We start from the raw sequence: 13,529 nt of genomic DNA on the forward strand, positions 1-13,529 counted from the left end.
GAGTCGTGACCGGGTGATCCGAGCCGCCCTCCCCCGCGTTGTTTCATCGGGAGGGAGGGTGGATTGCGTGAAAGGGTGGTCTACTTAACAACCAAGTTGACCATCCGTCCGGGGACGGCGATTTTCTTGAAGACCTGTTTGTCACCGATCGCGTTTTGAACTTGCTCGTCGCCCATCGCCGCCTCAATCATTTGATCTTGGCTGGCGTCGGGCGCCACGTTGATCTTGGCTTTGAGTTTACCATTGATCTGCACCGGAATTTCGATGCTCGATTCAACCAGCGCGGCTTCGTCCCATTGGGGCCAAGCTTCTTTCGAGATGGATTCTTGATGCCCGAGCAGTCGCCACAATTCTTCGGCGATGTGCGGAGCATAGGGATGCAATAGCACCAGGAATTGTTCCATCGCCTCACGCGGACGCGTTTCGCAGCGGGTGAAGTGATTGGAAAACTCCATCATCTTTGCGATCGCGGTATTAAAACTCATGCCCTCGGTATCTTCGGTGACCTTGCGAATGGTTTGATGCAACACGCGGAGTTGTTCCTCGTCGCAGGGTTCGTCAACGACCGCGTCGGACAGTTGCAGTTCGTCGGCTTTGTCATCGACGATCAATCGCCACACGCGGTCGAGGAAACCACGGACGCCACCGACACCGGTCATTACCCATGGTTTGGTGGCTTCGAGTGGTCCCATGAACATCTCATACAGACGCAGAGAGTCGGCGCCGTAATCGCGGACGACTCCGTCCGGGTTGACGACATTGCCACGGGTCTTGCTCATCTTAAACGCGCGGCTGTCGATCTTGATCGAAGGATCGGATTTCAGAACAAACCCTTCGCCCTTCTTTTCAACATCGTCTTCGGAAATCTTGACCGTGGTGACCGGTTTTCCGTCTTTGGTGACGCGATTGCCATCAGCATCGCGACGCACATTTTTGGTTGAAACCGGTTTTCCCGCTTCGTCGGTGTAGCCGGTGAATTCGACTTCGCCAAGAATCATCCCTTGGTTGACGAGCTTACGAAACGGTTCCGGACAGGTAACGTATCCACGGTCGTAGAGCACTTTGTGCCAGAACCGCGAGTACAAAAGGTGCAACACCGCGTGTTCGGCGCCGCCGACGTATAGGTCAACGGGCATCCAGACTTTTTCGAGTTCGGGATCGATCAGTTGTTGGGCGTTTTTGGGATCGATGTAACGCAGGTAGTACCAGCACGATCCGGCCCATTGGGGCATCGTGTTGGTTTCGCGGCGATAGCGTTTGCCGTCGAGCTCCACGATCAACCAATCGTCATCGGCTTTCGCCAGTGGCGGTTCGGGACGTCCGTGTGGTTTGAAATCTTCGAGATCAGGTAGCGTCACCGGCAATTGGTCGTCTGGCACCGCTCGTTTGATTCCGGTCGGGTTTCCGTCCGCATCGATCTCATGCAGGATCGGGAACGGTTCGCCCCAGAATCGTTGGCGGCTGAACAACCAATCGCGGAGTTTGAAATTAACCGCTTCGCGGGCGAGTCCTTCTTCGGACAATCGGGCGGTCAACGCGGATTTCACTTCGGCGGTTGTTTGGCCGTTAAACTCGCCGCTGTTGATCGCTTCGCCCTCAGCGACGTAGCACGCCTTTCCGGCGAGAATGTCGTCGCGTTGTTCGTGATCGGCGGGCGGGTTCACGACGGGGATCACGGGCAAGTCGAATGCGACCGCGAATTCGAAGTCACGGATGTCATGGGCGGGGACAGCCATGATCGCTCCCGTTCCGTAGCCGGCAAGCACGTAGTCGGCCACCCAAATCGGAATCGAACGTCCGTCGGCAGGATTAATCGCGTGGGAACCGGTGAACACACCTGTCTTGGCCCGATCACCGTCGGTCCGTTCGCGGTCACTCTTGAAGGAGGCCTTTTCGCGATACGCGTTGACTTCGGCTTTCTGTTCGGGCGTGACGAGCCGATCGATCAGCGGGTGTTCAGGAGAAACGACCATGTAGGTCGCGCCAAACAGGGTGTCTGGGCGCGTCGTGTAAACTCGCAGGAAATCTTCCTGTGTTTCTCCGGGGAAACCGGTGGTGGCCCGGTCGCGTTTCCAGGCGACGAATGGACCGGTCGCGTCGTCACCGGCCCGGTTGCCTGATTGCAGATAGAAATCAACTTCTGCACCGGTGCTGCGTCCGATCCAGTCATACTGCAGTTTTTTGATGCCGGTAGGCCAATCGAGTTCCTCGAGCCCTTCGAGCAATCGCTCAGCGTAGTCGGTGATCCGCAACATCCATTGACGCAGCGGGATCCGCTTGACCGGATGCCCACCGACTTCGCTCTTGCCGTCAACGACTTCTTCGTTGGCCAGCACGGTGCCGAGTTTCGCACACCAGTTCACCAACGCGTCGTCCTGGTAGGCCAACCGACGTGAGTCGCGATAAAGCTCGACGGCTCGGTCCCCTTCGGCGGTGACTTCCGCGGGAATCGGTAACTCCGCGATCGGACGCCCCTTCTGCATCTCGGTGTCGAACCAAGTGTCATAGAGGACAAGGAAGATCCACTGGGTCCAGCGGAAGTAGTCTTCGTCAGTGGTCGCTAAAACGCGGTCCCAGTCATAACTGAAACCGAGCATCTTGAGTTGGCGGGTGAAGTTGTCGATGTTTCGTTGCGTTTGCACGCGGGGGTGTTCCCCGGTGCGAATCGCGTGCTCTTCGGCGGGCAGTCCGAATGCGTCAAACCCCATCGGGTGCAGTACGAGTTCGCCTCGGGCTCGCGCGAAACGAGACACGATATCGGTCGCTGTGTAACCTTCCGGGTGCCCAACGTGCAGTCCATCGCCACTGGGATAAGGGAACATGTCGAGCACGTATCGTTTCGCAACATCTTGGGCCGAGTCTGTGAGCGACGGGGTTGCGAAAGAATTGTGTTCGTCCCAATAGGATTGCCAGCGGGGTTCGATCTCGTTGGGGTTGTAGCGGACCATAGGTGGTTCAAAGGACAGTGTCGAGGAAATGGTTAGCGTCGCTCGGGATTAGAATCGTGATGCGTCTCGACGACAACGCCATGCCCTGCTGTCGACAACCTCGATTTTTCCTTCCGATCGTTAGCGGACGGTCCGGTGGAGCTTCGTTCGGCGCATAAAAAAAGCGGACGACATCATGGTGTCGCCCGCTCTTTGCGGTCTAGCATGTTTTCCATGCGTCTTAGTTGCAGCAAACTGGTTCGCAGCAAACTGGAACGCAGCACTTGGCAGCTTTGCGAGCGGCACAAGCTTCACGCAAACGAGCGAAGAGGCCCTTGCGTGGTGGTTTGCAGCAAGGATCGCAAGGATCGCAGCAAACTGGTTCTGGACAGCAAACAGGTGCTGGCGCTGGGCAGCAAACAGGAGCTGGTTCTGGGCAGCAAACTGGTGCTGGCTCTGGGCAGCAAACGGGTGCTGGTTCTGGGCAGCAAACAGGTGCTGGCTCTGGGCAGCAAACAGGAGCTGGTTCTGGGCAGCAAACTGGCTCTGGGCAGCATACTGGCTCGCAGCAGGTGGCTTTTTTCTTGCAACCGAACAAGCCGGCGTCGGCTTGAGGAGCAACAACGGTGCTGACAACAGCCAACAGGGCAACAGCCAAGGTCGTACGAATCATCTTAAGTCTCTCCAATTGGGGGTGTGTCTCTCGTCGGACGACGAGGCAATTTGGGGAGAGTTTACGGTCTGACGTCGTTGCGTCAACTAGGCAAATTGCCCTGACGGCTCAAATCGATCGTCTGACGGGAGCTATTCTTTCAAGTTCAAGCGAGATAAGCACTTACAGTGTGCCATTCAGAGCCAGTCAATGCACATGTGCATGCGGATCGCGATCGTGATGTTTTTGGTTCACGTGCACGTGAAGTTGCGGGTGGTTGCGGAACAACCAGGACCATCCTGACTCAGTAATGGCAGAATCATCGAGATACAGCGATTCGAGTCTCGGCAGAGTGGTCAGCACTTTGATCCCTTCGTCGGTGACCGGAACCCCGATTAGGTGCAAACCACGCAGCGTCGTGAGCTCGGCAATTGCCCGGCAGCATTCGTTATTGAGATTGGGAGAACCGAGTCGTAACTGCTTTAATTTAGGTAGTTTTTTTAGCGATCGGATGCCCGCTGACGAGACACGACAGTGGGGCAAATTGAGTAACCAGAGCTTGTCGCAACCCGCGAGGCTGCGGATTCCCTCGTCGGTAATGGGTGAAAGTCGCAGTCGCAGGTGTTCCAAATCAGGCAGTTGAGCGATAACGGCCAAGCCCTGGTCAGTGACAACGCCCTGGTCAATGAGGACTGTATCGAGCTTGGCGAAGGTTTTGGCCGGGGGCGGTGATGTGCCCTGGCGACCACCCCGTTGCGAGGAATTTGTGACAATTTCGCCCGGGTCGGAATCCGATGTTTGCGGAAGGTTTTCCGCGGTTTTCTGAGTTTGTTCAGCCGCCTCAATGGACTCTTGGATCAGGGTGTCCAGCGGCAATTCTTCGAGCAGTTCGTTGTTGATGGCGCTGTCGAAGAAATAGAGCCGCGTGGATTTGCCCGCGAGGACCCGTTCAACTTGCTCGGTGAACTGTTTTCGCTCAGAAATCTGGATTTCAGGTTCGGCTGTTTCCGCAACCGGGGCTTCCGGCCGAGTCGCATACCACACGAATACCGCGAGCAGGGCGATCGCCGCGATCAACGCCATCGCGATGAGTGGTTTCGAATATTGACGCAGCCTTGTTTTCCAGTCGAGGCTCGCTGCCTCGTCGGTTTCTGTTTCTGGCGAAGGCGGGAGAGTTTCGGAATCGTCAGGAGACGCGGTCATGGCAGCTAACGTGTTGCCGCTCGTCAGCGGACGTCAAACAGATGGAAAGCCTCCGGCGTGGAGGTGTTGCAGTCTTTAAACTGCGTAATCGTGGCGTTTTCCTTCACTCTCCCTCGTCGAGGGGCGAGTGGGGTCAGGCGCGGGCTGCTTTTCGATTCTGCACACTCCCTTCCCCGACCCAAAACGGGCCGACGCTCCCAGGGACGTCGATTGTATTACTGAAGGATTTCAAATATAGCGGAACGGCGCGAGCCGTCCGGTGACTCGGGACCGGACGGCTTGCGCCGTTCCGCTAAAAAAAGCACTCAAACGATCAACGTCCCAAGGAGCGTGATGTCATGCTGCACGACCAATCGTTGATGGAAGATCGTCGCAGTCGGTGATGTATGGTTGCATCGGGGCGTCGACGAATCGAACACCCCGATGCATCGCGGATTTCGTTGGGAAACTGAACTGCCGAGACGATTGACCCAGTAATCTTCGCGACAGGATAAATATTTCCGTCAGCAGAGCTGATTGAGAAGCAATTCCCGCAAATCATCGACTCAACAACGAAAACCTGTGTATTGGTTACTCAGGTTGGTGGGTATCAATTGGGGCGATCGGCTGTCAACGCTGTTTGGCGAATTTCTTCTCGAATCGTTCGATCTGTTCGTGCAGGTGCCACTGCCCGGGATCGTCGATGAGACACCCCTTCTCGATTTGCAGGGCTTCGGCGTGGTTCCCGGTGCGAGCCAGTATTTCCGCGAGCGTGTCTCGATAAATGGCACTTTCGGGTTCAAATCGGACTGCGTGGCGAGCCAATTCCAGGGCTTGCGGCAATTCGATGTCGTTCATCGCCGCTCCCCAAGCGACATTATTTGCAGTCACGGCATCGGCGGGGAAGGTTTTGAGGTGGTCATCGGCGACCCGCAACATCCTCCGGATCGACTCGGCGACCTGCTCCTGCATGCCAATTCGCTGCATTTTGGGCAAAATCGCTTCGGCGGTGGTGATGTCCATCCTGTCGAGTTGGTGCAACCGCTCGAGCAAATCATTGGCTCGTTGCCTCCCTTCGGCGGTTGGTGATTGTGACATGCTCACGATCGACAGTTCGAGCTGTTCCCGGGCGATCAGACGCGGATAAACGAGATAGAGTTGCGGTCGGAATTCGACTCCCGAGAGCGTTCCCGCAAAGGCGATATCGAACCAGGTAACGGCCCGCTGACGAAGTTCGAGGTCGGATGCGTTCAGACGCTCGATCGTGTTAGCGTTCATCGCGGATTCCGTCTGGCTGACCTCGCCAGCGGTCGCTTTGGTGGCAAATCGTTGGTAATTTCGCGCGATGTCGATCAGGGATTGAGTTTCGTCGGAGGTGATTGCGGTCATGACGAGCAGGGATTCGTACACCGAATTGGCGGTATCCCATTGGCCGCATTCAGCCAACACATCCGCAATCTGCTGCCGCATGTCCGTCGACGGCGTGCACGCCATGGCAACGATTTGTTCGAGGATCGAATCGGCCGACTTGGAATCACCGCGGTCGCGGGCGAGTCGGAATTGTTCCGCCACGGCACGCACGCCGGTCATCACGTCGTCTCGGAACCGGAAATTCCCGTCGGTGTGTGCCGACGCGACCGCCTCCCAGATTTCTTCATACGTTTCGACATCTGCGGAAATGGTCCCGCTGAGTCGGTATTCCTTGGCGAGCGTGAGGGTTGCCTCGAGATCGCCGGTGGCTGCCTGTTTTTGCAGGAAAGGTTCGGCTAAGTCAGGGCGTCCGTGTGCCAAGAACAAATCACTCCACACCTCCGGTGAACTTTCGAAGAATTCTTCCAAGTCGGGGTCGGTGTTGACTTTTTGCCGTAACGATCCGTCTCGCAACGTTTGCGCTAGTTCGGCGATCAGTTGCCTATGGTTGCGGCGGTCTTGTTCTTCGGCCCGCGCGATTTCGCAGGCGATCGTGAACGTCTCTTGGGGTGACGCCTGAGGGGTTTGCATCCGGACAAAGTGTGAGAGCAGCGAGAGGAGTTGAAATTCATCGCTGACCGCGATCCGGCCGATCAAACTTTGGCTGACAATCGACGGTTCGGTTTCCCAATCTCGCATCCCGAGTTTGATCATCCAATCCGAATGCGTGGTCCATAAAAGGGCCAACAACACATAGTCGCGAACGAGGTATTCGCTCGAGCGGTTGACGCGTTTCGCGTGTAGATCTTCGAGTGAGAGTCGATCGGCGATCCGCCAGGCCGCGTCGTCACGACTGACTTCGTCGAGCAACCGAATCAGGGTGAAGAGGGTCTCGATCTCCGGTGCCAATCCCGTGTCGCTCACCCGTGCGGCTTCGGCAAGTCGTATCGGATCGTCCGAGGTGGCCGCTTCGTAGAGTTCACGTTGGGCGTCGATCGCGGAGTCGATCCACGTTTCCAATTGCGTGTCGATTTGGTCGGCGGGAAACCCGAGTCGTTCGAGGGCTTCGGCACCCCGAGACGCATCGGCAGCGATCACCGAGGTGCTGGCCGGGTCGGAATCGCCGAGCACATCGAGCGCCGCGTCGACCTCGCCGTGGATCAGCAGTGTCCGCCAAATCAGGGCCCGGACGTCGGCGTCGATCGGTGGCGTCGTGGTCACTGCGTTTGCCAACAAACCCGCAATCGCCGCTTTGCGAACCTCTGCATTTTTACAGCGATCCGCGGCGATTAAGGCATCGGACCAATGCCGAATCGCTTCTTCGCGGTAACGGATAATTTGCAACTTGTTTGTCGATCGCTGCGTGCCCTCGGGGTTGGCATCGGCTGCCGCGAGCTGCTCAGCCGCCTGCTCAAAGGCGCGTGCCGATGACGAGGCGTCGGCTGCGATGTCAATCCACTGTGACGTCACCATCCGGACAACACGAACGAGTGGTTGCTGTTTCCGCGAGAGTAGACCGGCGGCGGGATCACGGCCGCGATTCTCGGACGCTAACTCACGTTGTTGGAGTTCGTGATCGGATCGTTTCGCGATCGTCATCGCCGCATCGATCTCGCCATCGAGAAGGTGCAATAGGCATTCAGTTTGGGACACCAATTCGGGGTCCCAGGCGTCGGCCGCGGGTGGCAATGCGGAGAACATGTCAGGTTTCTTCGCGTCGCGGTCGTGCAGCGTGGGGGGAAATCGTTTCGCCCAATCCCTCCGGCAAACGGCCATCTCTTTGGTACTGCAAGCGACGTCGAGGAAAGCGAGCAAGTGGGCCGTTTGGTCATTCACGACGGCAGCTCTCGCGTAGATCGGAAAACGCTGGTCGAGCGTCATCGAAACACGCGCGGCGACGGATGCAAAGTCGAGCGTCCCAGTGGCTTCTTCCATGGCGATGGTCGCCGCCGCGAAACGCCCTTCTTCGAGGAGCAATTCGATCGCTTCGACCGGTTGCAGCGTCCCAAGTTGTTTGGACAGGTCAGGTGGGGTATCCGCCAAAATGCCTCGTTGCCACCGCCCGAGAACCCAGCGAGCTCGCTCCGCGGTTTCCAATTCTTCGCTGCGGGCGGCCGCCAATACCGCGTCGCGATAGCGATCGCGGTCTCGCCAAAGATCGAGGGTTGAGCGGCGTCGTAGCGAAAAATCGCCACCCCCGAGTGGGACCGAAGCCCCGGCGACGTCGCTGGGCATGCTCGGCGGTGGGGTTGCCGTCGTTACCGGTTCGGTGCCGGTATCGTCGGAGGCTCCGACGGCAGAAGTGACCGAGGTGAGCAGGAGCACGCAGACAAGCCATTTCGCGGCCGAAGCGGCAATTTGGTGAATGCGTGTCAATCGACCTGAAAAAGCGGTGATGTTCATGCCCAAGATGATAATCGAGAATTCTGAGATCCGGTGAACGATCATCTCGAACCATCCGGTAACCTACTCTCTACGATAGCACGTTTGCAATTCTTTTTGACAGCTTCTGGATTGGACTAGCGATGAACCGATTGGGACCGATTTCGTTTCGCACCGCGATAGTATTCTGTTTGGCGTCCATTTTGCCGCCCGTTCTTAGTTCGGCCGATGATCGGCGCGTTGAAGAGGCTCTCCCGGCAGAGTCGAACGGGAATGTTGGTCGCCCGAATGTGTTGTTCTTGATCTCGGATGATTTGAATTGTCGTTTAGGCTGCTACGGCGACCCGCATGTTCAAACGCCGAACTTGGACCGTCTCGCGGCGCGCGGTGTCCGGTTTGAGAACGCGTACTGTCAGTTTCCGCTCTGTGGACCGTCACGTAATTCGATGTTGTGTGGTTTGTATCCCGATTCGACCGGGATCTTGGCCAACGCGCAGATCTTTCGTCAAACGATTCCGCATCACCAATCGTTGCCGCACGCGTTTCGCTTGAACGGTTATTTCGCCGCGCGGATCGGGAAGCTTTATCACTACAACGTGCCTCGCAGCGTCGGCACGAACGGGCACGACGATCCGGCTTCGTGGGAGATGGAGATCAATCCGATGGGATGTGACCGGTCAATTGAAGAACCCGACATTTTCTCGCTGCGAAAAGGCAGCTTCGGAGGAACGTTGTCATGGTATGCGTCACCGCGAAGTGACGAGTTGCACACCGATGCGATGTTGGCCGAGGAAGCCGATTGGGTGCTGGAACGATGTGCTCGACGAAACGATCGGCCGTTCTTCCTCGCGGTAGGGTTCTATCGACCTCACACGCCCTATGTTGCCCCGAAAAAGTATTTCGAATCGTATGACCTCGAAGACATGCCGATTGTCGACGATGTTGAAGAAGATCTCGCCGATGTGCCCGCGGCCGGGTTGCTGAGCCAGAAGGCCGAACAATCGTTGTTGACCGATCGACTCAGCCGGGAGGCGATCCAAGCCTACTACGCGAGTATCACGTTCATGGACGCGCAAGTCGGCAAGGTCCTCGATGCACTCGATCATCACGGCTTGGCCGACAACACGATCATCGTGTTTACCAGCGATCACGGATACCATCTCGGTGCCAAAGGGTTGTGGCAAAAGATGAGTTTGTTTGAAGAGTCCGCACGCGTGCCGTTGATCATTGCGGACCCCAAAACATCCAATGCGGGCGAAACCGCAATCACGCCGGTGGGGCTGATCGATTTGTATCCGACCCTCGCGGACTTGTGCGGCGTGAAGACGCCCGCGGGACTGCAAGGTCAATCACTGCGACCCATCTTGAGCGACGTCGACGAACCGGGGCGTGGGTTCACGATTTCTCAGGTGACTCGCAAAACCAAAGGTCAGAAGAGTCGATTCTTTGGCTATACGATTCGCACGCCGCGATATCGTTTAACGCTTTGGGACGAAGGTCAGGCGGGCGTCGAGTTGTATGACCACGAGGCCGACCCACTCGAAAAGCACAACCTAGCGTTCGATGGCGATCAAGCCGATTCGATGACGCGTGATCGCGAGGTACTGGACGTGATCGCGGAACTTTCCAAAACACTTCGCGACGAAATCTCACGAGGCATTCCCGAAACGGGACGACCCGAAGTGAGTGGCAAAGGTTGGGTAATTGATCTGACCAACCCGTGATCGATCCGGTAACCGGTGATCAGCCGGGTTGGTGCGAGGCGTCGCGGGTTACGCGGTCAGACGCGCCGCGGCGTCGGGATCAAGCAGGAATCGCACGTTCGCGTGGGTTTGTAGAAACGATGCGGGGTTGTCGCTGGTGACCGGACCCTTGATCGCTTCGGCGACCGCATCGGCTTTCGAGGAACCGGTTGCTAATAGCAAGATTTCCCGGGCACGCAGGATGGTCGCGATCCCCATCGTGATCGCTCGCCGGGGAACCTCGGCTTCGGATTCGAAGAAGCGAGAGTTGCTTTGGATCGTTTTGGGGGCCAAGTCGACGACGCGAGTGACCGATTCGGGGCCAGCGCCTGGCTCATTGAAACCGATATGCCCGTTCGCACCGATGCCGAGCAACTGCAAATCGACGCCACCGGCCGCTTTGAGGAGTCGCTCGTACTGTTTCGCAGACTCGTCGAGGTTGTCCGTTTGCACGTTCGGCAAGTGGGTTCGGTCGCGACTGATGTTCACTAGGCTGAACAGGTGTTTGTTCATGTAGTGAACGTAACTCTGCGGGTGGTCAGGTGTCAGACCGATGTACTCGTCCAAGTTGAACGTGGTGACGCGGCCGAAATCGAGGCCTTCTTCGCGGTGTTTCCGAGCGAGTTCTGTATAGACGTCCAGCGGCGTCGAGCCGGTGGCTAATCCGAGCACACAAGCGGGCGTTTCGCTGAGTGTTGCCGCAATGATTTCCGCGGCCACGTGAGAGGCCGCGCGGTGGTTCGGGTAGACGGTCCACTGAATACCCACGCATTTTTCCTAGCTTACGAGACTGACGGACGGCGGCGGGCGGATCGCCGGGTTCGGGCGAGAGTCTAGCATGGCCCTACAGGAAAACTACGCCGCAGGGTACAACAGTGAGTCCCACGCGGATGTTCCGCGGCCAGAATTTTTCGGTGTCACCCCCTCTGAAACCGGTCTAAGCAGCATTTCAACGTCATGGCGAGAATCGGAATCGTTTTCGGATTGCTGCTTTTCGGTCTGACCATCACTGGTCTGAGCATGACCACTCAGAAGAGCTACACCCAATTTATCCCGATGATGTTCGGTATCCCGATGCTGTTTCTAGGCGTCGTCGCGCTGAACCCTCACCGCCGTGGTGAGTCGGTATTTGTGGCACTGTTGCTTTCCGCGGCGGGCATGTTGCTCGGCTGTGGCCGGTTCGTTGTGTTGCTATTCGCTTGGTTTGCCGGCGAGCACGTCAATCTGCTGTCGGTGCAATTGGTTGCCGCGATGGCTCTGATTTGCGGTGTCTTTGTGATCGTGGCCGAGCGTTGGCGTCGGATCCGGCGGCGTAGCGAACTGGCCTGCAAATTGGCTTTGAAAAATTCATCATCGGTCGAATCGGCAACGGCGGCCGCCGCGAACGTGGATCTGTCGGAACCTGTCACGCGTGCACGTGCTGACAATGAGAACCCCTACCAGACGCCGGCGATTATCAGCGAGCCTGCTCCTGCCCCTTCCAGCAAATTGACCGATCACACCACGAAATGACAGCTTCCCCAGTGTCCCCCACATCTATCGCCATCTACGACACCACCTTGCGAGACGGATCGCAGGGAGAAGGTGTGAGCTTTTCGCTGCAAGACAAACTCAACATCGCCCAGCGGCTCGCCGAAATCGGTATCGAATTCATCGAAGGCGGATATCCGTTGTCCAACGAGAAGGACGTCGCGTTTTTTGAAAAGGTGCGCGGCCTGAACCTCGGCAACAGCAAAGTGTGTGCGTTCGGGATGACGCGGCGTCGGAGCATGAAAGCCAAGGACGATCCGGGCATGAAAGCCCTCGTCGCGGCCGGCACCCCGTGCTGCACGATGGTCGGCAAGACCTGGGATTATCACGCCACGGAAGTCCTGCGGGTGACGCTTGAGGAAAACCTCGCGATGATCGGCGAAAGTGCCGAGTTCCTCGCCCGGCACAGCGACGTCCTTTACGACGCCGAACATTTCTTTGACGGTTACAAGGCCAACCCGAAATACGCGATCGAAACGCTCCGTGCGGCCGCCTCCGCGGGGGCAAAATGGTTGGTCTTGTGTGACACCAACGGCGGTTCGTTGCCTGAAGATATTTCCGCAATCACCGCCGCGGCTCGTGAAGGGGTCGCCGATTACGACGTGCAGTTCGGCATCCATTGTCACAACGACAGTGAACTCGCCGTCGCGAACTCGCTCATCGCCCTCGACGCCGGTGCGACGCAGGTCCAAGGCACCATCAACGGGATCGGGGAGCGTTGCGGGAACGTCGACTTGATCGCCGTGATCGCGAACTTGGGACTGAAGAAACCGAACTACCAAGTGCTCGGCGGACGGCCGTTGACGCAGCTCACCGAATTGAGCCGGTTTGTTTACGAAACCGCAAACCTGCAGTGGCGTGGCAATCAACCGTTCGTCGGCCAAAGTGCGTTCGCGCACAAGGGCGGCATGCACGTTCACGCGATCAACAAGGCTGCCAAAACCTACGAACATATCGACCCCGAACTGGTCGGAAACGAACGCCGGATTTTGGTCAGCGAATTGTCCGGACGCAGTAACATTGAAGCCGTCGCGGGCAAACATGACCTGGGTGACGACAAAGAGTTGATGAACCGGATCCTCGCCGAAGTCGTGCGGTTGGAGAATCAGGGCTATCAATTCGAGTCCGCCACCGCGTCTTTTGACCTTTTGATTAAAAGGGTCAGTGGCAAGTTTCAACCGCATTTCGAAACCATCAAGTACCGCATCGTCGCGGGCGACCGAGACGTCGAAAACCATGTCGCGTTCGCCGAGGCGATCATCAAACTCAAAGTCGGAGATACGTTGTGGTTTGATGCTGCCGAAGGGCATGGTCCCGTCAACGCGCTCGACGCGGGGCTGCGAAAAGCACTCACCGGTGCGTACCCGCAACTGAGCGAAGTCAGCCTGATCGACTACAAGGTCCGCGTTGTGGATTCGTCGTCGGGGACGGCAGCCTCGATTCGTGTGAACATCGAGAGCACCGATGGTAAAGAGACCTGGGGGACGATCGGTGTCAGTGACAACATCATCGAAGCCAGTTGGAGGGCCCTCGTCGACAGCGTCGAATACAAGTTGCACAAGGAAGCGGCTGTCTCACCACCGGTGGGCAAGTAACGGGTCGCTTCGGATCGCGGTACCACGCCGCACAACCCTTTTGAAAGCGGATCGCTTTCCATTCACTCGCACATCAATAGCAGGACGCTCGTAGCTCGTAGCTCGTAGC

General features: G+C 57.4%; 8 protein-coding genes. 4 read left to right on the forward strand and 4 right to left on the reverse strand.

Going from position 1 to position 13,529, the window contains the following annotated elements:
- Window positions 1–80 precede the first annotated feature (80 nt).
- Window positions 81–2,948 (reverse strand): leucine--tRNA ligase, encoded by a 2,868-nt coding sequence (leuS, locus tag NB063_RS13680; RefSeq protein ID WP_250929295.1) that lies wholly within the window; start codon window positions 2,946–2,948, stop codon window positions 81–83.
- A gap of 204 nt (window positions 2,949–3,152) precedes the next feature.
- Here leuS and NB063_RS13685 point away from each other — a divergent pair, with 204 nt between their 5' ends.
- Complete coding sequence (locus NB063_RS13685; protein WP_250929296.1) at window positions 3,153–3,560, forward strand: hypothetical protein; 408 nt, start codon at window positions 3,153–3,155, stop codon at window positions 3,558–3,560.
- 226 nt (window positions 3,561–3,786) lie between these two features.
- Here NB063_RS13685 and NB063_RS13690 read toward each other — a convergent pair whose 3' ends face one another.
- On the reverse strand, window positions 3,787–4,782 hold the full coding sequence (locus tag NB063_RS13690; RefSeq protein WP_250929297.1) for a leucine-rich repeat domain-containing protein: 996 nt from the start codon (window positions 4,780–4,782) through the stop codon (window positions 3,787–3,789).
- A gap of 609 nt (window positions 4,783–5,391) precedes the next feature.
- Complete coding sequence (locus tag NB063_RS13695; protein ID WP_250929298.1) at window positions 5,392–8,574, reverse strand: tetratricopeptide repeat protein; 3,183 nt, start codon at window positions 8,572–8,574, stop codon at window positions 5,392–5,394.
- A gap of 122 nt (window positions 8,575–8,696) precedes the next feature.
- On the opposite strand from NB063_RS13695, the gene NB063_RS13700 reads away from it, so the two are divergent.
- Window positions 8,697–10,277, forward strand: a complete 1,581-nt coding sequence (locus NB063_RS13700) for a sulfatase (RefSeq protein WP_250929299.1) — start codon at window positions 8,697–8,699, stop codon at window positions 10,275–10,277.
- 48 nt (window positions 10,278–10,325) lie between these two features.
- Here the strand turns inward: NB063_RS13700 and nagB are convergent, their stop codons facing one another.
- The gene (nagB, locus tag NB063_RS13705) at window positions 10,326–11,063 is read right to left on the reverse strand and encodes a glucosamine-6-phosphate deaminase (RefSeq protein ID WP_250929300.1); all 738 of its coding nucleotides are present in this window, start codon (window positions 11,061–11,063) and stop codon (window positions 10,326–10,328) included.
- A gap of 252 nt (window positions 11,064–11,315) precedes the next feature.
- Between nagB and NB063_RS13710 the strand changes: the two genes are divergently transcribed.
- Together NB063_RS13710 and cimA are read left to right on the forward strand one after the other, a co-directional pair.
- Window positions 11,316–11,807 (forward strand): hypothetical protein, encoded by a 492-nt coding sequence (locus NB063_RS13710; protein ID WP_250929301.1) that lies wholly within the window; start codon window positions 11,316–11,318, stop codon window positions 11,805–11,807.
- Between the two features lie 11 nt (window positions 11,808–11,818).
- Complete coding sequence (cimA, locus tag NB063_RS13715) at window positions 11,819–13,420, forward strand: citramalate synthase (protein ID WP_456061994.1); 1,602 nt, start codon at window positions 11,819–11,821, stop codon at window positions 13,418–13,420.
- The last annotated feature ends 109 nt before the right edge of the window (window positions 13,421–13,529 follow it).

This window comes from Aporhodopirellula aestuarii (assembly GCF_023701485.1).
Taxonomy (GTDB): domain Bacteria; phylum Planctomycetota; class Planctomycetia; order Pirellulales; family Pirellulaceae; genus Rhodopirellula; species Rhodopirellula aestuarii.

What these genes read in the sequence shown, in the direction of transcription:
- leuS (WP_250929295.1), bottom strand. Translation starts at nt 2,948, where the DNA reads ATGGTCCGCTACAACCCCAACGAGATCGAACCCCGCTGGCAATCCTAT.
- NB063_RS13685 (WP_250929296.1), top strand. Translation starts at nt 3,153, where the DNA reads ATGTTTTCCATGCGTCTTAGTTGCAGCAAACTGGTTCGCAGCAAACTG.
- NB063_RS13690 (WP_250929297.1), bottom strand. Translation starts at nt 4,782, where the DNA reads ATGACCGCGTCTCCTGACGATTCCGAAACTCTCCCGCCTTCGCCAGAA.
- NB063_RS13695 (WP_250929298.1), bottom strand. Translation starts at nt 8,574, where the DNA reads ATGAACATCACCGCTTTTTCAGGTCGATTGACACGCATTCACCAAATT.
- NB063_RS13700 (WP_250929299.1), top strand. Translation starts at nt 8,697, where the DNA reads ATGAACCGATTGGGACCGATTTCGTTTCGCACCGCGATAGTATTCTGT.
- NB063_RS13710 (WP_250929301.1), top strand. Translation starts at nt 11,316, where the DNA reads ATGACCACTCAGAAGAGCTACACCCAATTTATCCCGATGATGTTCGGT.